The 26082-nt window shown below is 65.9% G+C and carries 23 protein-coding genes and 1 pseudogene; 8 read left to right on the top strand and 16 right to left on the bottom strand.

Translation table 11 applies throughout. From position 1 onward, the window contains the following. The first annotated feature begins 114 nt into the window (after positions 1 to 114). On the top strand, positions 115 to 759 hold the full coding sequence (locus tag HU735_RS24715) for a DedA family protein (RefSeq protein ID WP_082337832.1): 645 nt from the start codon (positions 115 to 117) through the stop codon (positions 757 to 759). Between the two features lie 501 nt (positions 760 to 1260). On the opposite strand, the pseudogene HU735_RS27200 reads toward HU735_RS24715, so the two are convergent. Next, positions 1261 to 1887, bottom strand: a pseudogene (locus HU735_RS27200) (sterol desaturase family protein); the annotation flags it as partial. A gap of 113 nt (positions 1888 to 2000) precedes the next feature. Between HU735_RS27200 and elbB the strand changes: the two are divergent. Then, the gene (elbB, locus tag HU735_RS24705) at positions 2001 to 2669 is read left to right on the top strand and encodes an isoprenoid biosynthesis glyoxalase ElbB (RefSeq protein WP_186716023.1); all 669 of its coding nucleotides are present in this window, start codon (positions 2001 to 2003) and stop codon (positions 2667 to 2669) included. A gap of 116 nt (positions 2670 to 2785) precedes the next feature. Here elbB and HU735_RS24700 read toward each other — a convergent pair whose 3' ends face one another. Together HU735_RS24700 and HU735_RS24695 are read right to left on the bottom strand one after the other, a co-directional pair. Further along, on the bottom strand, positions 2786 to 3238 hold the full coding sequence (locus HU735_RS24700) for a YaiI/YqxD family protein (protein WP_186716021.1): 453 nt from the start codon (positions 3236 to 3238) through the stop codon (positions 2786 to 2788). 133 nt (positions 3239 to 3371) lie between these two features. Then, a complete protein-coding gene (locus HU735_RS24695; protein ID WP_186716019.1) occupies positions 3372 to 5315 on the bottom strand; it encodes a cytochrome c/FTR1 family iron permease in 1944 nt (647 codons plus the stop codon). 288 nt (positions 5316 to 5603) lie between these two features. Between HU735_RS24695 and HU735_RS24690 the strand changes: the two genes are divergently transcribed. The 4 genes from HU735_RS24690 to HU735_RS24675 are packed head-to-tail and all read left to right on the top strand — an operon-like array spanning position 5604 to position 8734. Then, entirely contained in the window at positions 5604 to 6995 is a 1392-nt protein-coding gene (locus tag HU735_RS24690; protein ID WP_186716017.1) for a hypothetical protein, read from the top strand. A gap of 14 nt (positions 6996 to 7009) precedes the next feature. After that, positions 7010 to 7378, top strand: a complete 369-nt coding sequence (locus HU735_RS24685) for a YcfL family protein (RefSeq protein ID WP_186716015.1) — start codon at positions 7010 to 7012, stop codon at positions 7376 to 7378. Between the two features lie 21 nt (positions 7379 to 7399). Then, complete coding sequence (gene lpoB, locus HU735_RS24680) at positions 7400 to 7987, top strand: penicillin-binding protein activator LpoB (protein WP_186716013.1); 588 nt, start codon at positions 7400 to 7402, stop codon at positions 7985 to 7987. Between the two features lie 3 nt (positions 7988 to 7990). Beyond that, complete coding sequence (locus HU735_RS24675) at positions 7991 to 8734, top strand: hypothetical protein (protein ID WP_050707480.1); 744 nt, start codon at positions 7991 to 7993, stop codon at positions 8732 to 8734. 147 nt (positions 8735 to 8881) lie between these two features. Here the strand turns inward: HU735_RS24675 and HU735_RS24670 are convergent, their stop codons facing one another. From HU735_RS24670 to HU735_RS24645, 6 genes are all read right to left on the bottom strand, one after another. Beyond that, a complete protein-coding gene (locus tag HU735_RS24670; protein ID WP_186716012.1) occupies positions 8882 to 10300 on the bottom strand; it encodes a TolC family protein in 1419 nt (472 codons plus the stop codon). Then, entirely contained in the window at positions 10297 to 11172 is an 876-nt protein-coding gene (locus tag HU735_RS24665) for an HlyD family secretion protein (protein WP_028689246.1), read from the bottom strand. Before HU735_RS24665 ends, HU735_RS24670 begins: the two co-directional genes overlap by 4 nt. Beyond that, positions 11169 to 11381 (bottom strand): DUF1656 domain-containing protein, encoded by a 213-nt coding sequence (locus HU735_RS24660; RefSeq protein ID WP_016392395.1) that lies wholly within the window; start codon positions 11379 to 11381, stop codon positions 11169 to 11171. Before HU735_RS24660 ends, HU735_RS24665 begins: the two co-directional genes overlap by 4 nt. After that, positions 11378 to 13465 (bottom strand): FUSC family protein, encoded by a 2088-nt coding sequence (locus tag HU735_RS24655; RefSeq protein ID WP_050707483.1) that lies wholly within the window; start codon positions 13463 to 13465, stop codon positions 11378 to 11380. The genes HU735_RS24660 and HU735_RS24655 overlap by 4 nt, the downstream gene beginning before the upstream one ends. Then, positions 13462 to 13899, bottom strand: a complete 438-nt coding sequence (locus HU735_RS24650; RefSeq protein ID WP_028689248.1) for a MarR family transcriptional regulator — start codon at positions 13897 to 13899, stop codon at positions 13462 to 13464. The genes HU735_RS24655 and HU735_RS24650 overlap by 4 nt, the downstream gene beginning before the upstream one ends. 275 nt (positions 13900 to 14174) lie before the next feature. Further along, positions 14175 to 14987, bottom strand: coding sequence for a tetratricopeptide repeat protein (locus tag HU735_RS24645; RefSeq protein ID WP_186716011.1), 813 nt, complete (start codon positions 14985 to 14987; stop codon positions 14175 to 14177). A 206-nt stretch (positions 14988 to 15193) separates the two neighbouring features. On the opposite strand from HU735_RS24645, the gene HU735_RS24640 reads away from it, so the two are divergent. Next, positions 15194 to 15751: a WYL domain-containing protein gene (locus HU735_RS24640; protein ID WP_186716010.1), complete on the top strand. Its 558-nt coding sequence runs from the start codon at positions 15194 to 15196 to the stop codon at positions 15749 to 15751. 91 nt (positions 15752 to 15842) lie between these two features. Here the strand turns inward: HU735_RS24640 and HU735_RS24635 are convergent, their stop codons facing one another. From HU735_RS24635 to HU735_RS24605, 7 genes are all read right to left on the bottom strand, one after another. Continuing rightward, positions 15843 to 16706, bottom strand: coding sequence for an ABC transporter permease (locus tag HU735_RS24635; RefSeq protein WP_186716009.1), 864 nt, complete (start codon positions 16704 to 16706; stop codon positions 15843 to 15845). 13 nt (positions 16707 to 16719) lie between these two features. Next, positions 16720 to 17583 (bottom strand): ABC transporter ATP-binding protein, encoded by an 864-nt coding sequence (locus HU735_RS24630; RefSeq protein ID WP_186716008.1) that lies wholly within the window; start codon positions 17581 to 17583, stop codon positions 16720 to 16722. 6 nt (positions 17584 to 17589) lie between these two features. Then, positions 17590 to 18609, bottom strand: coding sequence for an ABC transporter substrate-binding protein (locus tag HU735_RS24625; RefSeq protein WP_186716007.1), 1020 nt, complete (start codon positions 18607 to 18609; stop codon positions 17590 to 17592). Positions 18610 to 18627: 18 nt separating this feature from the next. Next, positions 18628 to 19527, bottom strand: a complete 900-nt coding sequence (locus HU735_RS24620; protein WP_186716006.1) for a TauD/TfdA family dioxygenase — start codon at positions 19525 to 19527, stop codon at positions 18628 to 18630. Between the two features lie 321 nt (positions 19528 to 19848). Continuing rightward, positions 19849 to 21225: an HlyD family type I secretion periplasmic adaptor subunit gene (locus HU735_RS24615; RefSeq protein WP_028689255.1), complete on the bottom strand. Its 1377-nt coding sequence runs from the start codon at positions 21223 to 21225 to the stop codon at positions 19849 to 19851. After that, positions 21215 to 23371, bottom strand: a complete 2157-nt coding sequence (locus HU735_RS24610) for a type I secretion system permease/ATPase (protein ID WP_186716004.1) — start codon at positions 23369 to 23371, stop codon at positions 21215 to 21217. Before HU735_RS24610 ends, HU735_RS24615 begins: the two co-directional genes overlap by 11 nt. 45 nt (positions 23372 to 23416) lie before the next feature. Further along, on the bottom strand, positions 23417 to 24754 hold the full coding sequence (locus HU735_RS24605; RefSeq protein ID WP_110735609.1) for a TolC family outer membrane protein: 1338 nt from the start codon (positions 24752 to 24754) through the stop codon (positions 23417 to 23419). Positions 24755 to 25103: 349 nt separating this feature from the next. Here HU735_RS24605 and HU735_RS24600 point away from each other — a divergent pair. Then, a partial coding sequence (locus HU735_RS24600; RefSeq protein WP_186716003.1) for a retention module-containing protein occupies positions 25104 to 26082 on the top strand: 979 nt, incomplete at its 3' end.

Raw genomic sequence — 26082 nt, 5'->3', positions numbered from 1 at the left:
GTGGCCGCAGCCATTGTCGTTGCAGGGAATCTTCACGTCGAGACACATTTGGACACTTTCCCCAACGCGCCCGAAGGGGTAGGCTGCGCGTTCATTTCGCCAGCACGCCAGAAAATGCTTCAACAATTCCTGAACGATTTCGGCTACTTTGCCCTTTTTCTCGGCACGTTCTTCGAGGGCGAGACCATCCTGGTGCTCGCGGGCTTTCTTGCGTTCCGCGAATACATGGACATCAAGCTGGTGGTCCTGGTGGCCTTCTGCGGCAGCTACGCCGGTGACCAGCTGTGGTACTTCATGGGCCGCCGCCACGGGCGCAAGATCCTTGCCCGCAAGCCGCGCTGGCAGGCCATGGGCGACCGGGCGCTGGAGCACATCCGCCGCCATCCGGATATCTGGGTACTGAGTTTCCGTTTCGTCTACGGCCTGCGCACGGTGATGCCGGTGGCCATCGGCCTGTCCGGCTACCCGCCACGCCGCTACCTGCTGCTCAACGGCATCGGTGCCGCGGTGTGGGCCCTGGCCCTGGGCCTGGCCGCCTATCACTTCGGCGCCATCCTCGAAGGCATGCTCGGCAGCATCAAGAAATACGAGCTATGGGTGCTCGGCGGCCTGCTGGTGCTGGGCCTGCTGCTCTGGCTGCGCCGGCGTTTTCGCAACATCCGCGCCGAGCGCCGCGCGGCGGCAGAGGGCCAGGCCGCCGAGGCTGAGCAGGCTGTAGCCCAGCAGCAGCCACCAGAACACGGGCGTGACCAGCACTAAGCCAAGCGCGCCGGCCAGATACAGCGCCGGCGCATTCGACAGCAGTCGCACGGTCTCCAGGCGCCCCGCCCAGTGCCGGTCCTCCAGCGCCGCGCCCAGCACGAACAGCCCGAACGCCATCACCGTCCAGCCCAGCACCAGGGCTGCGGGCGCCACCTGCTCCGCCACCTCCATCAGATAACTGCCCAGCGCCACGTAGACCGCGAACTGCACGGTGACGTACAGCTGCTGCGCGCTGCCCAGGGGAATCGCGAACTTGCGAAACGCCGCCAGGTCCTGCTTGGGCTGTGGATAAGCCGCGGCCACATCCGCCGGGCGCCAGCCGGTGGGCATGAACCAGATGCGCAACTTGTCCCACCAGCTGGCAGTGCGGCGGGCGTCATGCCAGAGCTGGGCGTAGAACTGCACGTTGGCCCACAGCGGGTTCCAGCTGGCCAGCGGCGTGGTCACGCCGAAGATCACCGGCTCGCGCTCGTCCTCCTCCTGGAAGGTGCCGAATAGTCGGTCCCAGATTATGAACACACCGCCATAGTTGCGATCCAAGTACAGAGGATTCTGCGCATGGTGGACGCGATGGTTGGACGGCGTGATGAAGATCCACTCCAGCCAGCCCAGCTTGGGCACATGGCGGGTGTGCACCCAGAACTGGTACAGCAGGTTCAGCGACGCCACGGTGATGAACACCAGCGGCGGCACGCCCAGCAGCGCCAACGGCAGGTAGAAGATCCAGGAAAACAGGAAACCACTGCTGGTCTGGCGCAAGGCGGTGGTGAGGTTGTACTCCTCGCTCTGGTGATGCACCGAGTGCGCGGCCCACAGCACGTTGCGCTCGTGGCCCAGGCGGTGCAGCCAGTAGTAGCAGAGGTCGTAGAGCACGAAGGCGACCACCCACACCCACCAGGCATCGGCCGGCAGCCGCAGCCAGGCCAGGTGCTCCCAGGCCACGGCATAGGTGACCAGCCCCACACCTTTGGTCAGCAACCCGGTGCTGGTGGACAGCGCGCCGGTGCTCAGGCTGTTGATCGAGTCGGCGAGCTCGTAGTTGCGCCGCCCGCGCACGCGGTCGGCGATCAGCTCCACCGCGATCAGCACGAAGAAGAACGGCACGGCCAGCAGAATCAGGTCCATGAACGGCCACCTCCAAGGTTGTCCACGAAGATTAGGCCGCCTACGGGGCAAATCCCATGGCTACATCTGCCAAACTAGAGGACATTTAGCGCCTCGACACTGGAGTATTGAGCATGACGAAAAAAGTTGCGGTGATTCTGTCCGGTTGCGGCGTGTACGACGGCGCCGAGATCCACGAGAGCGTGATCACCCTGCTGCGCCTGGACCAGCGTGGCGCCCAGGTGCAGTGCTTCGCGCCGAACATCGCGCAGATGCATGTGATCGACCACCTGACCGGGGAAGAGATGCCGGAATCGCGCAATGTGCTGGTGGAGTCGGCGCGCATTGCCCGTGGCGAGGTGAAGGACATTCGCGAAGCCAATGCCTCGGACTTCGACGCCCTGATCGTGCCTGGCGGCTTCGGCGCGGCGAAGAACCTGTCCAACTTCGCCGTCGAAGGCGCCAACTGCACCGTGAACCCGGATGTACTGGCCCTGGCCGAAGCCTTTGCCGATGCCTGCAAGCCGGTCGGCCTGATCTGCATCTCGCCGGCCCTGGCGGCGAAGATCTACGGGCCGGGCGTGGTCTGCACCATCGGCAACGACGCCGGCACCAGCGCGGCGGTGGTGAAGATGGGCGGCACCCATGAGGAATGCGATGTGCACGACATCGTCGAGGATACCCAGCGCAAGCTGGTAACCACCCCGGCGTACATGCTGGCCAAGTCGATCAGCGAGGCAGCGGGCGGTATCTACAAGCTGGTGGACCGGGTGCTGGAGCTGACCCACGAGAACGACCAGTAGATCCACGGGGGCGCTTTGCGCCCCTTTCGCGGCGCAAGGCCGCTCCTATCAGGGGATCGTGTCTCCTTGTAGGCACGGCCTTGTGCCGCGATGGCCTGCGCAGCAGGCCCTGTCAGCTAGCGCTTCGACAAGCGGCTCAGGATCCGGTCCAGCGCATTGGCGAACGCCTGCTTCTCGCGCTCACCATAAGGCGCCTGGCCACCGCCGACCTGGCCCTGCTCGCGCAGTTCGGTAAACAGGTTGCGTACCGCCAGGCGCTCGCCCATGTTGCGCTCGTCGAACTCGCGACCGCGCGGATCCAGCGCCGCCACGCCCTTCTTGACCAGGCGATCGGCCAGCGGCACGTCGCTGCAGATCACCAGCTCGCCGGGCTCGGCGTTCTCCACCAGGTAGTCATCGGCCGCATCCATGCCGCTGGGCACCACGATCAGCCGCACGCAGGCGAAGGCCGGCTTGATCTGCGGCTGGCCGGCCACCATCACCACTTCGAGCTTGCGCTTGAGGGCGAACTTGACGATCAGGTCCTTGGCCGCCTTGGGGCAGGCGTCGGCATCGATCCATACACGCATGGGATTATTCCTGTACTCCGGGCAATGACGTCGTGGGAGCGGGCTTGCGCCGCGATAGCGCCTGAACAGGCTGACATTATGCCAGCCCCGACGTCATCGCGGGGCAAGCCCGTCCACGCGCCCCTGTATAGGTTCAGCTGGCCGCCGCCCGGCGCTTCTCGGCCAACCGGCTGCGCCCATAGAGGAACACGATGGCCAGCAACGCCAGCGCCTGCGCGCCTAGCGAATAGGCGTCAGCGTGGATACCCAGCCAGTCGAACTCGAAGAACGCCACCGGCCGCGTACCCAGCACGCCGGCCTCCTGCAGCGCCTTGACGCCATGTCCGGCGAACACCACCGACAGTGCGCACAACAGCGCCGCGTTGATGCTGAAGAACAACGACAGCGGCAGTTTGGCCGAGCCGCGCAGGATCACCCAGGCCAGGCCCACCAGCAGCACCAGCGCCGTGGCGCCACCCGCCAGCACCGCCTGATGACCGGCCGGGCCGGCCTGCAGCCACAGGGTCTCGTAGAACAGGATCACCTCGAACAGCTCGCGGTACACCGAGAAGAACGCCAGCAAGGCAAAACCGAAGCGCCCGCCGCCACTGACCAGGCTGCGCTTGATGTAGTCCTGCCAGGCGGCGGCGTGGCGGCGATCGTGCATCCACACGCCAAGCCACAGTACCATCACTGCGGCGAACAGCGCCGTGCAGCCTTCGAGCAGCTCACGCTGCGCACCGCCGACGTCGATCACGTAGGCCGCCAGGGCCCAGGTGGCGAAACCGGCGACCAGCGCCAGGCCCCAGCCGATATTGACGCTGCGCACCGCCGACTGCTGCCCGGTGTTGCGCAGGAAGGCCAGGATCGCCGCCAGCACCAGGATCGCCTCCAGGCCCTCGCGCAGCAGGATCAGCAGGCCGGAGACGTAGCTCAGCGACCAGCTCAGGCCATCGCTGCCCAGCAGCTTGGCCGCTTGCTCCAGCTTGGCCTTGGCTTCGGCCAGGCGCTGTTCGGCCTGGGCTACCGGCAGGCCGTCCTGCAACGACTGACGGTAGGCCATCAGCGACTTTTCCGTGTCCTTGCGGGCCTGTGCGTCGATGTTGTCGAGCGAGCTTTCCACCAGCTCGAAGCCTTCCAGGTAGGCCGCCACCGACAGGTCGTAGGCCTGGTCGTGGTCGCCAGCGCGGTAGGCCGCCAGGCTCTTGTCCAGGGTGCTGGAGGTGTATTCGAGCAACTGCGCCGGGCCACGCTTGACCTGCGGCGGCTGCGCCCGCTGGGCGCGGAACGCGGCCACGGCATCCGCGCCTTCGCTGGCGGCGACTTCGGCCGGGGTCTGCCGGGCCAGGTCGGCGATGTTCCAGGTCTTGTCGCCCTTGGCCGCCTGCGGATCGGCGGTGAAGCTGGCGATGTAGGCCGCCACGTCCCAGCGCTGGCGCTCGTCGAGCTGGTCGGCGAACGACGGCATCTCGGTGCCTTCGATGCCCAGCCCAAGGGTGTTGTACAGGTCGAACAGGCTCAACTGGTCGAGGCGCCCGGCATCGCGCAGGTTGGCTGGCGCAGGCTCCAGGCCGACCCCGGCCGGGCCGTCGCCGAGGCCCGTGTCACCATGACAGATCGAGCAGTTCTGCGCATACAGCGAGGCGCCGCGAGCAGGGTCGGGGGTGATCACCGGGGCCTGGCTGACCTCGTAGGCCACTGCCAGGCGCGCCCCCAGTTGCCGGGCCTGGCGGGCGACGGCGGCACCGTCCTGACGCTGGTCGATGGCCTGACGCAGGCTCTGCACGCCCTGCTCGAGGGCGCCGCGCTCGGCATGCGCGGGCAGGCCCTTGACCAGTTCGGCCAGCACGCCGCTGAACTCCTGCTGCTCGCGGTATTCCCCGTCGTCCACCACCTTGCCGTCGCGCACGGTCGGCGGGTAGTCGGCACCGATGTAGTCCAGCAGGTGCAGTGCCTTGGTCGCCTCGGCAGGAGCCTCGGCCAGCGTCGGGGTGCTGCACAGCGCCAGCACCGGGCCAAGCAACAGGGCAGGCAGCCAGGCAAGCAGACGGGAACGGGAAATCATGGCCAATCTCGACGGAAATACGAAAGAGAACATTGTTCACTTCCACTCTCCCCCGCTCAAGGCTCAGGGGCAGATTTCATGAAAAATCTTGAGACAAATTGGCGGAACAGTCCGTGGGAACGGCTTTTTCCGACTGATGGCATCAACGTAAAAATGCGAAGCAATTCGCCATCACAGCGCTACTACTTTGGGTATAATCCCGCGCCGCCGTAATAGCCATTAGCAATCAAGGCGCCTCCATCGAGAGGTTCTGGCGATAAAACAGAGGGATCTGCCGCCCCCGCCCACGCGGCCAACCGTTTCAGGGAAAGAAGAAGTCCGATGGTATCCCGTGCCCTCACCCTGGCGACCCTGGTCGCCGCCGTGCAGCTCACCGGCTGCTCGGTGTTCCGCAGCTACGACAGCGAACTGCAGGAGACCAACAAGCAGTTGGCCGCCGGCAACGTCGACGCCGCCCTCGCCCTGCTCGAGAGCAACAACAAGGGCGAGCAGAAAGACCTGCTCTACTATTTCGAAAAAGGCGAGCTGCTGCGCTCCAAGGGTGACCTCAAGGGCAGCCAGGACGCCTGGCGCTCGGCCGACAGCGTGGTGTTCCAGTGGGAAGAGTCGGTCAAGCTCGACACCGACAAGTACCTGAGCCAGTTCGGCAGCTACCTGGTCAACGACAAGGTCCGTCGCTACGAAGGCTATGACTACGAAAAAGTCATGCTGACCACGCAGATGGCCCTGAACCTGCTGGCGCAGAACGATTTCTACGGTGCCCGCACCGAGATCAAGAAGACCCACGAGCGCGAGGCAATCATCGCCGAGCTGCGCGACAAGGAATACCTCAAGCGCGAGGAACAGGCCGAGAAGGAAGGCATCAAGACCGAGTACAAGGACCTGCAGGGTTACCCGGTCGCCAGCCTCGACGCCCCTGAGGTGGTCGGCCTGAAGAACAGCTACCAGAGCGCCTTCAGCCATTACCTGTCCGGCTATGTCTACGAGGCCCTCGGCGAGAAAGGCCTGGCCGCACCTGGCTATCGCAAGGCCGCCGAGCTGCGCCCGAACACGCCGTTGCTCGACCAGGCGCTGCTCGAACTGGACAAGAACAGCGCCAAGGCCGGTGAAAGCGATGTGCTGATCGTGGTGCAGACCGGCCTGGCCCCGGCCCGCGATTCGATCCGCATCCCACTGCCGCTGCCGATCCAGGACAACCTGGTGATCACCCCGCTGTCGTTCCCGATCATCAAGGAAGACACCTCGACCGCGCACCTGGGCGAGATCCAGCTCAACGACAAGGCCCTGGCCCTGACCGCGCTCAACAGCACCACGGCCATGTCGCGCCGCGCCCTGCGCGACGACATGCCGGGCATCATCCTGCGCACCAGCGTGCGCGCCATCAGCCGCGGCGTGGCACAGAAGAACCTGAACAAGGCCAACCCGATGGCCGGGCTGGTGGTGGGCATCGCCTCCACCGTGCTGGAAGGTGCCGATACCCGCACCTGGCGCACCCTGCCCGACGAGACCCAGGTGGCCCGGGTACGCCTCAAGCAGGGTGAGCACCACCTGAGCCTGCCGTCGAGCCTCGGTGGCACCCAGGTCACGGTGAAGATCGATCGCCCGTATCAGGTGGTCAGCCTGCGCGTGGTCGGCAACCGCGTATTCGCTGGCGGCCCGGCCGTCATCGTCGCCCCGCAGGCCGCAGCCACCGCTGTCGCCAGCCTCAAGTAACCCAAGGATCGAACATGCGCAGAACATGCCTCGCCCTGGCCGCCGTCGCCCTCCTGGCCGGCTGCGCCACCCCGCCCCCTGCCCCCGGCAGCGCCGCCAGCAAGGTGGTGACCATGGGCCAGCTGGATGACATCGAAGTCGGCCAGATGCGCGTCGCCCGCGAAAACGGCTACCTCACCGTCAACGTGGCGCTGACCAACACCAGCCGTAGCAATCGCACGCTCTACTACCGCTTCGCCTGGCTGGGCAACGACGGCTTCCCGGTGGCCGACGAGGAGAGCTGGAAGGCCCTGCCGCTGTACGGCAAGCAGGCCAAGTTCCTCCCCGCCATCGCACCGACCCCCGCTGCCCGCGACTTCCGCCTCGAAGTCCACACCCGGTAACCCCTTTCAGGAGCACGTTCCATGTTTGCACGCCTTTCCCTCGCCGCCATCGTCATCGCCCTGGTCAGCGGCTGCAGCACCCCGTCGCCGGTTCTCGGCGGCAAGAACATCAGCTACGGCGACAGCAAGGCCGTCGAGCTGGTGACCAACGAGTTCGGCTCCACCGACCTGCAGATGATCGCCGAGAGCATGACCCGTTCCCTGGCCCAGTCCGGCGTGCTGCACGGCCGCCCGGTGGTGCAGGTGTACGACGTGAAGAACAAGACCAGCGAGTACATCGATACCCGCGAGATCACTACCTCGATCAAGACCCAGCTGATGAAGTCCGGCGCCGCCCGCTTCGCCAGCGACAACACCGACATGCAGAGCCAGGTCGACCAGCTCAAGCTGCAGAACCAGAGTGGCCTGTACAAGAAGAAGACCGTGGCCAAGACCGGCAACATGATCGCCGCCAAGTACCGCCTGGAAGGTTCGATCAGCTCGATCGTCAAGCGCAGCAGCGACTACAAGGACGTGTTCTACAAGTTCAGCCTGCAGCTGATCGACGTGGAAAGCGGCCTGGCCGAGTGGATGGACGAAAAAGAAATCCGCAAGACCACGGAGCGCTGATCGATGCGTGCATGGATGGCAATCATCGGCCTGGCCTGCGCCTTCGGCGCGCAGGCGGCCCCCAAGGTGGCGGTGACCGACCTGGCCTACCAGGCGCAGGTGGAGGAATACATCCACACCATCAACGCCCAGAGCAGCGGCCAGGCCGGCATGTACCACGCCAGCGGCCAGTCGAGCTACAGCGAGTACGAGAGCCTCAACAGCTACATCGAGCAGACCGAGCTGCGCAAGTTCGGTGGCGACATCAAGGGTGAGATCCTCAAGACCGGCATGTTCCAGCTGGTCCAGGGCCGCCCTTATACCGCCGACTCGAAGGAAGACGTGTACGACGTGATCCGCCGCATCAAGAACGGCGCGTTCAAGGGCGCCGACTATGTGCTGTTCGGTACCCTGTCGGACATCGACTTCCAGCAGGACATCAACTCGCTGGACCACACCGACAGCTACTCGGCGGTGCTGGGCCTGACGGTGGTCGCCGACTTCAGCCTGATCAACACCCGCACCTACGAGATCACCTCGGCGTTCACCGCCATGGGTGAGGGGCAGGACACCAAGCTGGTGAAGGGCCAGGACCGCCGCGTGACGCTGAACCGTCCGCGGGTGGTGCGGGATGTATCGAAGGCGCTGGGCGAGGATGTGGCACAGCAGCTGGCCGAGCAGTTGGGCGGCTCGGTGCCTGGGCAGCCGAAACAGCCGCGTGGCCGGGACAACCTGCCACCGGATGAGCCGGCGCGGGTGCTGAACTGAGCCACACGCAATCCCTGTAGGACCGGCCGGAAAGGGCCGCATAGCGGCCCCAGGGTTTGAGCCGTGATGCATAAATCGCTGGGGCTGCTTTGCAGCCCTTTCCGGCCGGTCCGACGCCTCGGCAAGGCCGCTCCTACAGGGGAATCATCAAGGCCTGGCACTGTCCTTCCAGCCGCCACCCAAGGCCAGGAACACCCCTATCTGCCCCATCGCCACCTGGCTGTTGGCCGCCGCCAGCTGCGCCCTTACGTCTGTATAGGTCCGCGTCGCCTGCAGGTCCGCCAGGAACGACTCACGCCCAACCTGGTAACGCAGATGCGTCTGGTCCGCCGACTCCTTGGCGGAACGCTCCGCCTCGGCCAGTGCGTCGCGCCGGTCCAGCAGTGCGCTGTACTGCGCCAGGCGGGTCTGGGTTTCGCGAATGGCGTTGAGCACCACCCCGTCGAAATGCGCCAGCGCCGCCTGGGTCGAGGCCTCGGCCATGCGGATGCGCGCGCGGGTGCCGTTGGTGGGGATGTTCCAGCTGATCTGCGGGCCGAAGCCCCAGCGGTTGGAGGCCGGCTCGCCGAGGTTCTCGAGAATGCCGATGGTGCCCACCTGGGCGCCGATGCTGATATCCGGGTACAGCGCGCCGGTGGCCACGCCGATGCTGGCGGTGGCCGCCGCCAGCTGGCGCTCGGCCTGACGCACGTCCGGGCGGCGCTTGAGCAGCGCGGCGCCGTCACCGACCGGCACCAGCTGCGACAGATGGGGCAGTTCGGCGCAATCGGCGGTGCCGGCGGGCAACTGCTCGACCGGCTTGGCCAGTAACGCAGCAAGGGTGTAGAGGCCCGCCTCACGCTCGGCCTTGAAGCGCGGCAGTTCGGCGCGCAAGGATTTGAACTGGGTCTGCGAACGGGTGACCTGGGTCTCGTCGCCACGCCCGGCGTCGCGCAGGCGCTGGGTCAGCTGCACGCTCTGCTGCTGCAGGTCCAGCGATTCGCGGGCGATGTGGTATTCCTCGTTGGCCGAGCACACTTGGGTATAGGCCTTGACCACATCGGCCACCAGGGTGATGCGCGCGGTGTCGGCGGCGGCCTGCACCGCGTCGGCGTTGGCCTTGGCGGCCTCGGTGCCGCGCTTGAAGGTACCCCACAGGTCGAACTGGTAGCTGGCGCTGATGATCGCTTCGCCGATATTGGCCACCGGCACTTTCTCCGGCTGCAGGAAGGCCTCGCCGGACTCCTGCAGGCGCTGGGCGCCCAGCTTGACGCCTCCGTTGAAGCCGCCCTGGGACTCGGCCACCTCTACCTGGGCACGAGCCTTGGCGATGTTGGCGGCGGCCACGCGCAGTTCGGTGTTGGCGCTCAGGGCCTGGCGCACCAGCTCGTTGAGCCGTTGATCCTGGTACAGCTGCCACCAATCCTCGGGCACTGGCGCCGAGACCACGCTGTCGGCGTCCTGGCGCAGCGGGCCATTGAGGTCGCCGCGCTGCACGGCGGCGTCCTTGGGCAGCTCGTAGTCAGGCCCGACCATCATGCAGGCCCCCAAGGACAGGCACAGCCCCGCCAGGATCAGCTGTTTCATGGATGCTGACCCTCGATGATCGACACCGTGGCGGTACGTCCGGCGATCATGCGGAAGTCTTCCGGCACTTCATCGAAGGCGATGCGCACCGGAATCCGCTGGGCCAGGCGCACCCAACTGAACGCCGGATTGACGTTGGGCAACAGGTTGGCGCCGCTGCTGCGGTCGCGGTCCTCGATGCCGGCGGCCAGGCTCTGCACCCGGCCACGCAGACGGGTGTTGTCGCCCATCACGCGGATCTCCACGGCGTCGCCGATATGGATACCGCCCAGCTTGGTCTCTTCGAAGTAGCCATCGACGTGGTACGAGGCGCTGTCGACCACCGACAGCACCGGGCGTCCGGCGCTGACGAACTCGTGGGCACGCGGGGCGCGGTCGTTGAGGTAGCCGTCCACCGGGCTGCGCACCACCGAGCGGTCGAGGTTGAGCTGGGCCACATCCACCTGCACCTGGGCCTCGTTCACCGCCGAGCGGGCGCGGGCTTCGCGGGACTGGCTCTCTTCAAGCTGCTCGGCCGCCACCAGGTTGCCCAGCTTGCGGTTGCGCTGGGCCTCGCGAGAGGCCTGGGCCAGGGTCTCCTGACGCTCGGCCAGGGTCGCCTTGGCCTGGCGCAGGGCCAGGGTGAAACGGTCCTGGTCGATGGTGAACAGCACGTCACCGCGCTTGATGGTCTGGTTGTCACGCACCTCGACCTTCTGGATCAGCCCGGACACATCCGGGGCGATCTGGATCACGTCGGCGCGGATATGACCGTCGCGGGTCCAGGGGGCGAACATGTAGTACACCACCATCTGCCACACGAGCACGGCGGCGAAGGTCACTACCAGCAAGGTCAGGACCACGCGGCCCAGGGTCAGCAAAGGTTTTTTCATGGCAGCATCAGGCTTCGGCAAAAGTGGTCCACCGCACCAAGCAGCACGGCATACAGGGCAACGTTGAACAGCGCCCGGTGCCAGACCAGGCGGTAGAAATGCAGGCGCACCAGCACTGCGTGCACCCCGAGGAACAGCAGGTAGGTGCCAAACATCATCACCAGCAGCGTGGGCAGGAACACCCCGCTGATATCCAGTTCACCGATCACAGGGGCGCTCCGTCGAGCCCGGGGGGCAGTTGCGTTTGCTCGGCAGGCTCGAGCATCACTTCCACGCCCGGCAGCAGCGCCAGGCGCAAGCCGCTCAGGGCGTGCAGCAGGTGGGTGCGGGCGTCGCCGCGTTCGTACAATTCATCCAGGTTCAGCGCCAGGCGCGCACGCTCCATGTTGCGCAACAGCGCCGCCGGGGCATGCAGGCGCTCGCCGGCGCGCAGGCAGGCGGCGTAGTGACTGCCGACCTCCTCGATTACCGTGCGCAGGCGCTCGCGGGCCTCGGCGCCGGCACGCGGCAGGTAGGCCAGCAGGTCTAGCAGGTTCAGGCCCACGCGCAAGTCACGCAGGGCCACGCCGCTGTCCTGGCCGGTCTGCGACAGCCGCGGCAGGTGCTGCATCAGGCGGTCGAGCATCTGCACGCCGACCTGGCGGTGCTCGGCCAGGGTGGCCGGCGCGGTCATTTCGACGATGTCGCGCCAGGTGAAGCGGGTCATGCGCTTGGCCGCCAGCTCCACGCCGAACGGGCGTACCACCAGGGTCCAGATGAAGGCGAACAGCAGGCCCACGGGGCCGGCCAGGTTGGCGTTGATGAAGGTGAAGAAGTCGGCGTCGTAGGCGCCCTGGATGCTGATGAAGGTCGAGGTGTTGACGATGGTCAGCAGGGTACCGAGGTAAAAACGCGGCTGCACGGTCAGGGTGCCGACGCAGATGAACGGCACGGCGAAGGCCAGCACCAGCATCGGGAAGTCGTGCAGGTTGGGCAGCACCAGGAACAGGTACAGGCTGGAGAAGATCACCGACATCAGGGTCCAGAAGAAGAACCGGTAGATCTGTGGCGCCGGGTCGTCCATGGCGGCGAAGAAACTGCACGACACGGCGGCGAGGATCACCGCGCTGGCGCCGTCGTTCCAGCCCAGGCCGATCCACAGGCCGCAAGCGACGATGATGGCGGTGACGGTGGAGAACACCGAATAGAGCATCAGGCCACGGTCGAAGAACGGCGTCAGCCGGCCCAGGCGCCAGTGACGGTAGACCGCGCGCCACGGCGTGGCGTCGTCCTTGCGCAGGGCGTGCTGCAGGGTGCAGCAGTCCTGCCAGAGGTCGGCCCATTCGGTCAGGCGGTAGAGGGCGTTGGACAACAGTAGTTCGGCGCGCTGGTCGATGGCGGCGGCGCCGGGCTGCAGGCGGTCGATCTGCTCGTGCAGGGCGGTCCAGCGCGCCACCGAGGCGCTGTCGGCAGTGCCCTTGAGCCATTCACGGGCAGCATCGAGGACCGGCTTCAACTGGGCGAACTGGGCCGGGGCGCGCCCCTCGAGGGCGATCAGGGCATCGTCCAGGGCATCGATCACCGGCAACAGGTGGATCATCCGGCCACGCAGCTCACGGGCATTTTTCAGGGTGTGCGGGCCGGCGCCTTCGTGGCCGAGCTGGCCGATCATCAGTTCCAGCGAGTTGAAGGTGGCGACCATCGCGCCACGCATGCCGCCGACCTTGTCGGCGCTGGCCTCGCGGGCCAGGTAGGTATCGCTGTAGCGGATCGCCTCGGCGAACCAGTTGCCGGTCGCGCCCACCACCACCGGTGCCAGCCGGCGCGGCCAGAAGATCGCGCCGACCACCGCCGCGCAGACGATGCCCAGGCAGATTTCCTGTGCGCGGGAGGAAGCCACGTCGAACACTGCCAGCGGATTGTCGACCACCGCCAGGGCGATCATCGGCAGGGTGTAGCCGGCCAGCATCAGCACGTAGTTGTTGGCCGTGCGCAGGTTCAGCGAAAGGAACAGCAGGGTGCCGGTCCACAGGGCGATGGCAATGCTCAGCAACAGCGGCGACTGCACCAGTGGCGGCACCAGGAGGATCGCCCCGCCGGCGCCCAGCAACGTACCCAGGGCCCGGTACAGCGCCTTGGAGGTGGTCGGGCCGAGGAACGGGCTGGAGACGATGTACACCGTGGCCATCGCCCAGTACGGGCGCGGCAGCTGCATCAGCAAGGCGATGTACAGGGCGATCATCGACGCGGCGAAGGTGCGCACGCCGTAGAACCAGTCGCGGGCCGGGGGCACCGAGCTGAAGAAGCCGCTCATGGCATCACGCCCGCGGCTTCGAACGCCTGGATCACCCGCAAGGTGGCGTCCAGGTCGGCCTGGTCGATACCGCCGAGCACCTCACGGCGCAGGCGCACCAGCTCGCCCTCGATGGACTCCGCCAGGGCGCGCCCCTCGACGGTCAGGCTCAGGGCCTTGGCGCGGCGGTCCAGCGGGTCCTCGCTGCGGCAGACCAGGCCGGCCTTGCACAGCTGGTCGAGCAGGCGCACCAGCGACGGGCTTTCCAGCCCGGCCGCCTGCGCCACCGCCACCTGGTGCACGCCGTCGCCCAGGCGCACGATCATCAGCAGCGGCACGGCGCAGGCTTCGGAAATGCCGTAGCCGGTCAGGGCGCCCTGGCACAGGCGACGCCAGTGACGGGCGGCCACGACCATTCCGCTGCTGATTTTCAGGTGCAGTGCGTCAAGGGACATGTGGGAACCGAGGATATTCATAGTTTGCTAACTATCAATATACGCCCTGCCCTACCCCTGTCGTCAACCGGGGGTGACGGAGGGAGTAGATGAAAGGTTGTTCATCTACCCGCGATCTGGCCGGATAACGCGATCCCTGTAGGAGCGGCCTTGTGTCGCGAAAGGGCTGCGTAGCAGCCCCAGGATTTCAGCGTTGGTGCGAAGATCGCTGGGGCCGCTTTGCGGCCCTTTCGCGACACAAGGCCGCTCCTACAGTGGCCGCGATGTCCCTTGCCTCACGGCTGAATCTGATCTTCCAGCTTCATGGTCAGCGCCAGCGTGCTGCCCATCTGGATCGCCTGGTCGCGCCAGCCCAGGTAGCGCACCGCGTCACGGCTGCTGAAGTGCACCGCCAGCTCCTCGGCCGCCTGCATCACGCCGGTCGCCGCCGCCAGCTCCAGCCAATACAGCCCGGCCTTGGTGTCCGCCTCGACATACAGCCCATGCAACAACCGGTAGCCTACCTCGAAGCGGCAGCGCGTCTCGCCGCGCTGGGCGCCGCGCAGGAACCACTGGTAGGCCTCGAGTGGGTCGACCTGCCAGACCTGGTCGCCCTCGCACACCTCTTCCTCGTACAGGTCGCCCAGCGCGGCGGCGGCATGCACCATGCCTCGCTCGAAGGCATGGCGGTAATATTCGGCCGCGTTGGCGTAGGAGACATCGACACCCTTGCCGAAGTAATGCTGCTGACCAAGGTTGAACCAGGCCGCGGCATTGCCCTGCAGCGCGGCCATGCGCAGCAGGTGGCCGGCCAGCACGGTGTCGCCGCGCCAGTACTTGCCATTGAGCCAGATCCAGCCCAGGTCGTTGAGCGCCCCGACATTGCCCAGCAACGCCTGGCGGCACAGGTCGTGGTAGACCGCCTGCAGATCGACCGCTTCGTCCAGCCGACCGGTCAGGCCGAAGCGCTCGCCGCTCAAGGCCTGCTGGCTGGGCATGCCGACCCCGGCGAACAGCCTGTGGCGCTGTCCGGGGCGTGCCGGGGCCGGGACGATCCGCTCGGGGAGAAGCCGGGCGAGCAGCGAATGGATATTGCTGGCGGCAGACATGTTCATCCTCATTGAACGACCCACAGCTCCAACCTCCACTGTGGTGAGGCGTGATTCTGCGCGATGCCACGACAAAACCTGTCGCGAACGAATTGATCCCAGGCAACCAATTGCATCTTCCTTGATCTGAGCACGCTGTGGCCAATTGCCATGCCCTACCCGTGCCGCCATCCTATGCCGGCAAGCCTAGACAAGGACGTTTCCTTTTGCCGTTCGCCACCACCCGCGCCACCCTCAGCCGCCAATGGGCCTTGCTCCGCCAGTTGCCCAGCCGCTCCCCCGGGATCACCAGTGCCGAACTGGTGTGGCGGCTGCGTGACGTGGGCTTCACCGTCAGCAAGCGTACGGTCGAGCGCGATCTCAACGAGCTGTCGCTGATCTTCCCGCTGGAGCGCAACGACAAGAGCATCCCGTTCGGCTGGCACTGGTCGGCCAACGCTGGTGGCGAGCTGCGCGGGAATTTCGACCTGCAGGGCTATCTGCGCGGCGATACGCTGCAGCCCGGGCAAGGGGAAGGCGTCGAATTGCAGGCATGGATCAGCGACCTGCTGGCCCGCCGACTGCGCGAAGCGCCGTTGACCGCCGACATGCAGCTGACTGCCCTGGAACAGGGGCACCGGCTGCGGGCGACGGTGGCGGATGGCTGGCCCCTGCGCTGGTGGTTGCTGAGCCAGGGCGAGGGGCTGGTGGTGGAAGCGCCGCAGGCGCTGCGCGAGGAGATTGCGCGGACATTGGCCAGTGCGGCGGCGCAATACCTGGAGTGACTGGAGGCCCGATCGCGGGGCAAGCCCGCTCCCACGATGGCCCCGGATCTCTGTGTGGGAGCGGGCTTGCCCCGCGATCAGGCCCGAATATCTAGCGCTGCATCCCCCACCGCCGCACCGTCAGCCGCTCCAGGGTGTTGAACACCAGCCCTTCCACCAGCAGGCCGATCAGAATCACCACCGCCAGCCCGGCGAACACCTTGTCGGTGTACAGCTCGTTGCGGTTCTGGAAGATGTACCAGCCCAGCCCGCCCTTGCCGCTGCTGGCGCCGAACACCAGCTCGGCAGCGATCAGCGTGCGCCAGGCGAAGGCCCAGCCGATCTTCAGCCCCGACAGGATCGACGGCAGCGCCGCCGGCACCAGGATGTGCAGCACCAGGCGCAGGCCGCGCAGCCCATAGTTGCGACCGGCCATGCGCAGGGTCTCGGACACGCCGAGAAAGCCCGCGTAGGTGTTCAGCGCCAGCGCCCAGAGCACTGAGTGCACCAGCACGAAGATCAGGCTGTTGTCGCCCAGGCCGAACCAGAGCAAGGCCAGCGGCAGCAGGGCAATGGCCGGTAGCGGGTTGAACATCGAAGTCAGCGTGCCCAGCAGGTCGCGCCCCACTTGCGTCGAGACGGCCAGGCTGGTCAGGCCGAAGGCCAGGACGATGCCCAGCACATAGCCTTTGAGCAGCACCACCAGCGATACGCCGACCTTGGCCGGCAGCTCGCCGCTGAGCAGCCCGTCCCACAACGCGCTGGCGGTCTGCAGGAAGCCTGGCAGCAGCAGGTCGTTGCCGGTATAGCGGGCCACGGCCTCCCAGACCACCGCAAGCAGTACCAGGATCACGGCCTTGCGCAGCCAGCCCTGTTGCCACAAGCGTTGCAGCAGCGGCAGCTCGCGCTCCAGCGGCACACCCGGCAAAGGTTGCAGCTGCACTTCGTATTCCTGGCGTACAGGTGTCGTTGTCATGCCCTGGCTCCTGTCAGTAGGCGATACGGATATCGTTGAAGCCCAGATCGTCCGCTGGTGTCGAGGCATCGGCCTCGTCGAACAGCAGCCGGTGGATACGTCGGGCACTGGCCTGGAAGTCGCTGGCGCCGAGGCTGCCGAGGTCATACTGGTGGCTGTGCACCTCGGCTCGCACCCGCCCGGGATGCGGCGACAGCAGCAGGATGCGATTGCCCACCACCAGCGCCTCTTCGATGGAGTGGGTGACGAACAGCAGGGTGAAGCGCACCTCCTCCCACAGCAGCAACAGCTCTTCCTGCATCTTGCGCCGGGTCAGGGCATCGAGCGCGGCGAACGGCTCGTCCATCAGCAGGATCTTCGGCTGCGTCGCCAGTGCCCGGGCGATGGCCACGCGGGCCTTCATGCCACCGGACAGGGTGTGCGGGTAGGCGTCGGCGAAGGCGGCCAGGCCGACTTTCTCCAGGTAATGCAGCGCCCGCTCCTCAGCCTCGGCACGCTTGAGCTGGCCGGACACCAGCAGCGGGAACATCACGTTCTGCTTCACCGTCTTCCACGGCGGCAGCTGGTCGAACTCCTGGAACACCACGATGCGGTCCGGCCCCGGGCCGTGCACTGGCTGGCCCTGGAGCAGGATCCGGCCTTCCCGTGGTTCGATGAAGCCGGCCACGGCCTTGAGCAAGGTGGACTTGCCGCAGCCGGACGGGCCGAGCAAGACGAAACGGTCGGCGCGGTCGACCTCGAAACTGACCTGGTGGGTGGCCCGCACCACGCGCTGGGCGGTGCGGTATTCAAGGCTCAAGTTGTCCACCGCCAGCAGCGGTGGGGTGGCGACACGGCTCAGGTTGCTGGCCGTGTGGCCTGGCAATGGGGCGGTCATCGGCGCTCAGCTCCCCTGCAACGGGCGTTCATCCTGGAAGAAGTAGTCCTTCCACGATTCGGGCTTGTTCTTGATCGCGCCGACCCGGTAGAGGAATTCGGCCAGCTTGTAGGTGTTCTTCGGCGTGACGGTGAATTCGTACTGCGGGTTGTCGATCAGCTTGATCAGCGCCTCGCGGTCGATCTTGGCCTTGGTCACGCGGATATAGGTATCGGCGGCGGCGGCCTTGTCCTTCTGGGCGAAGTCGGCGGCTTCGGCCAGGGCATCGACGAAGGCCTTGTAGGTCTTGGGATTGTCCTTGCGGAATTTCTCGGTGGCGAACAGCAGGGTCGGTGAGTTGGGGCCGAGCAGGTCGTAGCTGTTAAGCACCACGTGCACATTCTTGTTGGCCAGCACCTGGTCCTGGAACGGCGGGTTGGAGAAGTGCCCGTTGAGCTCGGTGCCGCCGGCCAGCAAGGCCGCGGTGGCGTCCGGGTGCGGCACGGCCAGGGTGTACTTGTCGAGGCGGTTGTACTCCTTGTCGCCCCACTGGCGGGCGGCGGCGTACTGCAGGAAGCGCGACTGCACCGAAACGCCCACCGCTGGCACGGCGATACGGTCCTTGTCGGAGATATCGGCGATGGTCTTCACATTGGGGTTGCTGCTGACCAGGTAGTACGGGAAGTTGCCCAGCGAGGCGACGGCCTTGACGTTCTGCCGGCCGCGGGTTCTATCCCACACGGTGAGCAGCGGCCCGACGCCGGCGCCGGCGATGTCCACCGAACCGGACAGCAATGCATCGTTGATTGCCGCGCCACCGGACAGCTGGGCCCAGTCGACCTTGATGTCGAGGCCCTGCTCCTTGCCGTGCTTCTCGATCAGTTGCTGGTCACGCACCACATTGAGCAGCAGGTAGACGATGCCGAACTGCTCGGCGATGCGGATCTGCCCTTCGGCGTGGGCCACGGTCGGCGCTGCCAGGCTGCCTAAACCCAGGCTCGCGCCCAGGCCGATACTTGCCGCCAGGCGGCTGATGGATTTGCGCATGGTGTGTTTCCTCAGTCGTCAGAACGGGGCATCGCCCTGGATGGTGGTGCGGTACAGCTTGCGGCGCAGGTGCGCGGGGCAACCGGTGGCCAGGTGAATCAGCGAGCGGTTGTCCCAGAACACCAGGTCGTGGGGCTGCCATTGGTGGCGGTAGATGTTCTGCTCCAGCACGCTCAGGGCGTACAGCTGTTGCAGCACGTCGCGGCTTTCGTCATCCGGCAGGCCGACGATGCGGGTGGTGAAGCCTTCGCTGACGAACAGCGCCTTGCGGCCGTTTTCCGGGTGGGTACGCACCACCGGGTGGATGACCTCCTGGACCTGGGCCAGTTGCTCGGCGGTCAGCGTCGGGCGCCAGTTGCCTTCGAACTTGGTCTCGGCGTAACGGGCGGTGTAGGAGTGGGCGGCGCTGCGGCCCTCGACGACCCGGCGCAGGGCCTCGGGCACCGCGTCCCAGGCCTTGTGCATGTCGGCGAACAAGGTGTCACCGCCCTCGCTGGGCAGCTCCTGGGCGTGCAGCATCGAGCCCAGGCTCGGCAGTTCCTTGTACGACAGGTCCGAATGCCAGAACTTGCCGGCATCGCCCAGGCCGACGTTGCGGCCGTCCTCGACGATATTGGACACGATCAGGATCTCGGGATGGCCGGCGAGCAGGAACTGCTTGAGCACATGGATCTGCAGCTCGCCGAAACGGCGGCTGAAGGCGATCTGCTGTTCGGGGGTGATGCGCTGGTCGCGAAACACCAGGACATGATGGTCCAGGTGGGCGCGGTGAATACGGGTGAAATCCTCGGCGTTGACCGCACGGGACAGGTCGAGGCCGATGATCTCGGCACCGACGGCGCCGGGGAACGGACGGATGTCGAAGGTTTGCGGCAGGGCGCTGTCGATGGTCGACAAGGCGTTCGAGGCGGCTGGCATTGTTCACTCCCACGCAGTGCGCGACTTCAGGGCGCGCAACGATCGGAAACGCACGGGGATTGCCCGTGTGGGTTCGAGTCGTGCGGCGCGCCGATTGGTCGGCGGGTACGCAGTGGGGTGACTATAAAGTCATAAGAACAGGACTTTAAATACCTTTATTGCATATTCATATGAATATGCTCCGCCCTGCACCAGCCTACAAAGCGAGGGCGTGGGAGCGGGCTTGCCCCGCGATGACGTCGGCAGCAACAACCTCGTTGCCTGGGCGAACGCCATCGCGGGGCAAGCCCGCTCCCACAGGATTTCCGTCCCGTCGAGCGATCAACGCTCGCGCAAGGCTTCCGAACGGGCCTTGATGATCGGCTTGAGCAGGTAGCTCATGATGGTCTTCTTGCCGGTCATGATATCCACCGTCGCCACCATCCCCGGGATGATCAGCAGCGGCTTCTCGTCCGTGCCCAGGTGGCTCTTGTCGGTACGCAACTTGATCAGGTAGTAGGTGGTCTTCTTGTCTTCGTCGGTGATGGTGTCGGCGCCGATCTGCTCGAGCTTGGCCTTCATGCCGCCGTAGATGGTGTAGTCATAGGCGGTGAACTTGACCGTGGCTTCCTGGCCCGGGTGCAGGAAGGCGATGTCCTTGGGCAGGATCTTCGCCTCGACCACCAGGGTGTCGTCCAGCGGCACGATCTCGATGATGTCGCTGCCCGGCTGGATCACCCCGCCGATGGTGTTGACCAGCAGCTGCTTGACGATGCCGCGTACCGGCGAGGTGACCATGGTGCGGTGCACGCGGTCGTCCAGCGCCTTGCTGGTGGCGGTGGCCTTGTTCAGCTCGGTGCGGGCCTCGTTGAGCTGGGTCAGGGCCTCGCTGCGGAACTTGCCGCGGGTCTCCTCGATCTTGCTCTCGACTTCCTTGATCGCCGCTTCGGCACGGGGGATGGCCAGGGCGGTGGAGTCCATCTGGCCACGGTTCTCGACCTCGGCGCGACGCAGGCGCAGCACCTCGACCTGGGAGATCGCGCCCTGGGCCACCAGCGGCTCGGACATCGCGATTTCCTGACGCAGCAACTGCAGGCTGTTGGCGTACTGGGCGCGCTTGGAGTTGAACTCGCGCAGCTCCTGCTGCTTCTGCACCAACTGCTGCTGCAAGCCGCCAAGCTCGTCCTGCAGCTGCTGGCGACGGCTCTGGTACAGCGATTGTTCGTTGGCGGCCTGGCTCGGCGCGGCCTTGCGCAGCTCTTCGTCGATCTGCAACGGCTTGTCCTCGACCTCGGCCGTCAGGCGCTGCACGCGCAGGGCCATGGCCAGGCGCGAGGCCTCGGTCTCGTCGACGTTGGAGGCGAAGCGGGTTTCATCCAGGCGCAGCAGCGGCTGGCCGACCTCGACGATCTCCCCTTCCTTGGCGAAGATCTCGGCGACGATGCCGCCCTCGAGGTTCTGGATCTTCTGCACCTTGGACGACGGGATGGCCTTGCCCTCCCCGCGCGTCACCTCGTCGATGGGCGCGACGCTGGCCCAGATGATCAGGAACAGGAAGAACGCGATCACGCCCCAGATGGTCAGGCGCACCACCCGTGGCGCGTCCTCGATCAACGCCTTGTTGACCTCGGGCAGCGGCTGGCCGGCCAGCGACTCGGAGCCCTTGAAGTAGCGGCGCAGGTTGTCCTTGAAACGCCCGATATCCAGCTTATGCAACACTGATCTGCCCCTTCTTCAGCGCATCCATGACGGCGGCTTTCGGGCCATCCGCGACAATCTGTCCACGATCGATGACGATCAACCGGTCCACCAGCGACAGCAACGACGCCCGGTGGGTGACCAGCAACACGGTCTTGTTCTCGATCACCGCGGCCAGGCGCTGCTTGAGACGCTCCTCGCCGGTGTTGTCCATGGCGCTGGTGGGCTCGTCGAGCAGCAGGATCTGCGGGTTGAGCAGCAGCGCCCGACCCAGGGCGACGTTCTGCCGCTGGCCGCCGGAGAGGTTCTGGCCACGCTCGCCGACCTGCAGCTCATAGCCGTCGGGGTGCAGGCGGGCGAACTCATGCACGCCGGCCAGTTCCGCGGCCTGGAGGATCAGTTCATCCTCGATGTAGCGGGCGCCGCTGACCAGGTTGTCGCGCAGGGTGCCGGCCAGCAGCTGGATGTCCTGGGGCACGTAGCCGATGTTGTGGCGCAGTTCGCTGACGTCGATCTGGCGGATGTCCACGCCATCGACCAGCAGCGAGCCGTTGTCCGGTTCGTACAGGCCGACGATCAGCTTGGCCAGGGAGCTCTTGCCCGAGCCGCTGCGGCCGATGATGCCGACCTTCTCGCCCGGGCGGATGTTCAGGTTGATGCCCTTGAGCGCCTGGTTCTGCTGGTTCGGGTAGGTGAACTCGACCCCACGGAACTCGATGGCGCCCTGCAGCACCTGGCGGCTCAGTGGGCGCTCTTCGAAGTTACGCTCCTGGGGCAGTTCCATCATCTGGTCGGTGGCGACCATGGTCACCTTGGCCTGCTGGTAGCGGGCCAGCAGGCCGTTCAGCGAGCCCAGCGGGCCAAGGGCGCGACCGCTGAGCATGTAGCAGGCCACCAGGCCACCCATGCTCAGGTTGCCATCGATGATCAGGTACACGCCCACGCAGATCATCGCCACGCCGGCCAGTTGCTGGATCAGCGCGGTGATGTTCATGGCCAGGCCCGACAGCACCTTAACCCGCAGCTCCAGGCGGCTCAGGGTGCCGAGGGTCTGCTCCCACATGTACTGGCGCTCGCTCTCGGCGTTGTTGACCTTGACCGCATCAAGCCCGGCGAGGGTCTCGATCAGGCTCGACTGGCGCTCGGAGGCCAGGGCCATGGTGCGCTCCATGGTTGCCATCAACGGCTTCTGCAGGGCATAGCCGATGCCCAACGCCAACGGGAAGGCCAGGATCGGGATCCACACCAGGTGCCCGCCGATGATGGCGATGACCATGAGGATCAGGAACGTGAACGGCAGGTCGATCAGGCTGGTCAGGGTCAGCGAGGCGAGGAAGTCGCGCAGGCCCTGGAACTCATGGATGTTCTGGGCAAAGCTGCCGACCCGCGCCGGGCGGTACTTCATCGACATCCCGACGATGCGCTCGAACAGCGTCGCCGAGATGATCAGGTCGGTCTTCTTGCCGGCCAGGTCCAGGCACAGGCTGCGCAGGCCCTTGAGAATCAGGTCGAAGACATAGGCACCGGCAATGCCGATGGCCAGCACCCACAGGGTCGAGGTGGCCTGGTTGGGCACCACGCGGTCGTACACGTTCATCACGAACAGCGGCGCGGCCAGGGCGATCAGGTTGATCACCAGGCTGGCGGCGATGGCGTCGATGTACAGCCACTTGCTGCGCAGCAGGGTGTCGCGGAACCACGAGCGCGCGCGCGGGATCAGGTTGCCGTGGTTGACGTCGAACTTGTGCTGCGGCTGGGCGAAGAACACCTTGCCGCTGTAGTCGCCCTGCAACGCCTCACGGGTGACATGCACCTCACCGCCGTCGCTCTCGCTGAGCAGCAGGCGCGCGGTGTCTTCGTTCTCCCAGCCGAGCAGGACCGCGCAACGGCCTTCCTTGAGCAGCAGCATCGCCGGCATGGCGATGCTGGGGATCTGCTCGAGCTTGCGCTGCAGCAGACGCCCCTGCAGCCCGGCCCGGGCGGCTGCACGGGGCAGCAGCTCGGGGGTCAGGCGCTGCGAGGGCAAGGGCAGCCCGGTGGTCAGCATGGCCCGGCTGGCGGGCTTCTGGTGCAGGACACACAGGGTCAGCAGACTGTCCAGCAGCGGGTCGTCATGCTGACTGCGTGGATCGTGGCTGAGTTGGACTCGACTGACTTCGGATTCCACGCGGCGCTCTCTTCATCCTTGCGGGGGTGATTCAAGGTGCGCCTTTCAGTTCATGCCTGGCAGGTTCACCTTGGGTTTCAGGTCGTTCTGCACAACGGACGCCATCGGTGCTACGACACCCTGGCTCTTGAGCAGCTGACCAATGGTCGCCTTGATTCGATACTGAGTAAACATTTGTGTGTTCTTCACCTCTACCAGACGACGCTGGGCGGTGAAGGTTTCATTCTCGCTGTCGAGCAGGTCGAGCAAGGTACGCTCGCCCAGGCCGAACTGCTGCTGGTAGGCGCTGCGCACGCGGTTGCTGTGATCGACGTACTGCTGGGCGATCGGCACCTGGGCGTTGGCGTTCTCCAGAGCATTCCATGCCAAGCCTAACTCCTCATTGAGCTGGCGCAAGGCGTTGTTGCGAATGTCCAGGGCCTGGTTGGCCAGGTACGACTTCGATTCCAGGTCGGCCTTGTTGCTGCCACCGGCATACAAATTGAAGTTCATGCGCAGCATGGCCTGCCATTCGTTGTTGTGGCCGACGGCGCCGTCGAGGTTGTTGTCGGCCGTTCGTCCGAGTTCAGCATCGAATCGTGGATAGAACGTAGACTTTGCGGCTTCGTATTGCTTCTCGGCGGCGGCGATGTCCGACTCGGCCGAGCGCAGGATCGGGCTTTCCTCGACCAGCTGGTGGCGGGCCTCGTCGAGGGTGGCCGGCAGCAGGTCGACAAATGGCGCGGGCGTGCTTAACTCGTCGGGCATTTGGCCGACGACGCTTAGGTAGTTGGTGTTGGCGTCGGCCAGGTTGGTCTGCTCGGTGATCAGGTTGTTGCGGGCCTGGGCCAGGCGCGCCTCGGCTTGGTCGAGGTCGGCCAGGCGGCCGACGCCACGGCTGGTGCGCAGCTTGATCTGGTCGAGGATGCGCTCGTGGTTGCGCAGGTTGTCTTCGGCCAGGCGCACCATCTCGCGGCGCGACAGCACGTCCAGGTAGACCTGGGCGACGGTCAGGGCGGTGCGCTCGGAGGTCCCCAGCAGGGAGTAAGCGCGGGCGTTGACGGTGGCCTGTTGACGGCCGACCTCGCTGGAGGTGGCGAAGCCGTCGAAGACCATCTGCCGCAGGCGGATGGCCGACTCGCCACGGTTCAGGGTCTCCCAGCGGTTGCGGGTGCTCGGGCTGTCGGTGCCCTCACGACCATAGCCGGCGGTCACGTCGACCCGCGGCAAATAGCCGCCCTGGGCGGCGCGCAGCTGATAGTCCGCAGCCGTGCGGGCGTTCACGCCGGCCTGGATTTCCGGATGGACCTCGAGCGCCTTCTGCATGGCTTCGGGCAAGGTTTGTGCTTGAACGAATGTGGCGGCGAGAGCGAAAGGAAGAGCGGTGAACAGTGACGCACGCATTTTTACTGGTTCCCGAGAGAGCTGTTGTCCCAAATCACAGCCGAAGCCGTGCCTGCCTTGGAAAATGGCAAACCCTGATCCTGTATGTAGGAAGCTTCCGAATAGGCAGTGCGATTAATACGAAAGAAAGGGCTTTGCTGGCCAAATATCAATGTGACATTACCTTGGCGATTGTTTAGGATGGCAGCCAGAAGGTCAATAGTTTGGCATAAACTTAATAGCCAGAAATTATAGACGTAAAATTGACGCAAATCAGCGTCAAAAACATATTTGAAACATTCCATCAGTCGCCGCCCTCGAACGCCGGCCAGGCATGGAAGCCAACTGAACAGGTAGCCCGGAGAGTCCAATGAGCACTGTTGTCGCCATCGTCAAAAGCATTGTTGGCCAAGTCATCGCAGTTTCCCCAGAAGGCATCCGGCGCGTACTGATCGAAGGCGATCGCCTGCTGGCGGGTGAACAGGTAGACACCGGCGCGGGCGGCGCGGTCACCCTGGAGCTGGCCGACGGCCGCGTGCTCGACCTGGGCCGCGACACACAGTGGAGCGCCGACGCGCCCGACAGCAGCACTGACCTGAGCCAGGCCACCGCGCAAGCCGCGCCCTCGGTCGAAGAGCTGCAACAGGCCATCGCCGCCGGTGTCGACCCGACCACCGAACTCGAAGCCACCGCAGCCGGCCCGGCCGCGGCAGGCGGCGGCTCGGTTGGCGGCGGGCACAGCTTCGTCCTGCTCGAGGAGACCGCCGGGGTGGTCGACCCGAGCATCGGCTTCCCCACCGGCCCGATAGGCTTCGCCAACGGCCTGGCGGTCGAGGAGCTGGGCGGGCTGGACGGCAACGCTGCCAGCACCAACACGACCAACGTCCCACTCACGACAGGGCTGACCCTGAGCGCCACCCCCACGATCACCGAGGCGGGTGGCGTCATCGTCTATACCGCCACCGTAGGCCAGCCACCGCTGACCAACCTGACCGTGACCCTGTCCAACGGCGCCGTCATCGTGATCCCGGCCGGCCAGACCACCGGCACCGTCAACGTCAACATCCCGGCCAACGACACGCCCTACATCGATGGCGGCCAGATCTCCGCGACCATTACCGGCACGACTGGCGGTAACGGCCTGATCGTCACGCCAAGCACCACCCCGGCGGTGACCCAGGTCACCGACACCATCGACACCACCACCGCCACGCTCACCGCGACCCCGAGCGTGACCGAAGGTGGCGTGATCACCTACACCGTGACCTTGAACAACCCGGCCCAGACCCCGGTCACCGTCACCCTGTCCAATGGCCAGACCGTCACCATCGAGGCCGGCAAGTCGTCCG

It is taken from the genome of Pseudomonas sp. BW16M2, from assembly GCF_014268865.1.
In the GTDB taxonomy this organism is placed as follows: domain Bacteria; phylum Pseudomonadota; class Gammaproteobacteria; order Pseudomonadales; family Pseudomonadaceae; genus Aquipseudomonas; species Aquipseudomonas peradeniyensis.
Note: the sequence above shows the minus strand (reverse complement) of the source record. Positions and strands in the feature narration are given on the sequence as shown.

Bases quoted from the DNA above. Each gene is read 5' to 3' on its own strand.
- HU735_RS24645 (WP_186716011.1), bottom strand. From the start codon at position 14,987: ATGTCTGCCGCCAGCAATATCCATTCGCTGCTCGCCCGGCTTCTCCCC.
- HU735_RS24635 (WP_186716009.1), bottom strand. From the start codon at position 16,706: ATGACAACGACACCTGTACGCCAGGAATACGAAGTGCAGCTGCAACCT.
- HU735_RS24700 (WP_186716021.1), bottom strand. From the start codon at position 3,238: ATGCGTGTATGGATCGATGCCGACGCCTGCCCCAAGGCGGCCAAGGAC.
- HU735_RS24675 (WP_050707480.1), top strand. From the start codon at position 7,991: ATGCGTGCATGGATGGCAATCATCGGCCTGGCCTGCGCCTTCGGCGCG.
- HU735_RS24650 (WP_028689248.1), bottom strand. From the start codon at position 13,899: ATGTCCCTTGACGCACTGCACCTGAAAATCAGCAGCGGAATGGTCGTG.
- HU735_RS24605 (WP_110735609.1), bottom strand. From the start codon at position 24,754: ATGCGTGCGTCACTGTTCACCGCTCTTCCTTTCGCTCTCGCCGCCACA.
- lpoB (WP_186716013.1), top strand. From the start codon at position 7,400: ATGTTTGCACGCCTTTCCCTCGCCGCCATCGTCATCGCCCTGGTCAGC.
- HU735_RS24685 (WP_186716015.1), top strand. From the start codon at position 7,010: ATGCGCAGAACATGCCTCGCCCTGGCCGCCGTCGCCCTCCTGGCCGGC.
- HU735_RS24695 (WP_186716019.1), bottom strand. From the start codon at position 5,315: ATGTTCTCTTTCGTATTTCCGTCGAGATTGGCCATGATTTCCCGTTCC.
- HU735_RS24690 (WP_186716017.1), top strand. From the start codon at position 5,604: ATGGTATCCCGTGCCCTCACCCTGGCGACCCTGGTCGCCGCCGTGCAG.
- HU735_RS24715 (WP_082337832.1), top strand. From the start codon at position 115: ATGCTTCAACAATTCCTGAACGATTTCGGCTACTTTGCCCTTTTTCTC.
- HU735_RS24670 (WP_186716012.1), bottom strand. From the start codon at position 10,300: ATGAAACAGCTGATCCTGGCGGGGCTGTGCCTGTCCTTGGGGGCCTGC.
- HU735_RS24630 (WP_186716008.1), bottom strand. From the start codon at position 17,583: ATGACCGCCCCATTGCCAGGCCACACGGCCAGCAACCTGAGCCGTGTC.
- HU735_RS24655 (WP_050707483.1), bottom strand. From the start codon at position 13,465: ATGAGCGGCTTCTTCAGCTCGGTGCCCCCGGCCCGCGACTGGTTCTAC.
- HU735_RS24625 (WP_186716007.1), bottom strand. From the start codon at position 18,609: ATGCGCAAATCCATCAGCCGCCTGGCGGCAAGTATCGGCCTGGGCGCG.
- HU735_RS24620 (WP_186716006.1), bottom strand. From the start codon at position 19,527: ATGCCAGCCGCCTCGAACGCCTTGTCGACCATCGACAGCGCCCTGCCG.
- elbB (WP_186716023.1), top strand. From the start codon at position 2,001: ATGACGAAAAAAGTTGCGGTGATTCTGTCCGGTTGCGGCGTGTACGAC.
- HU735_RS24665 (WP_028689246.1), bottom strand. From the start codon at position 11,172: ATGAAAAAACCTTTGCTGACCCTGGGCCGCGTGGTCCTGACCTTGCTG.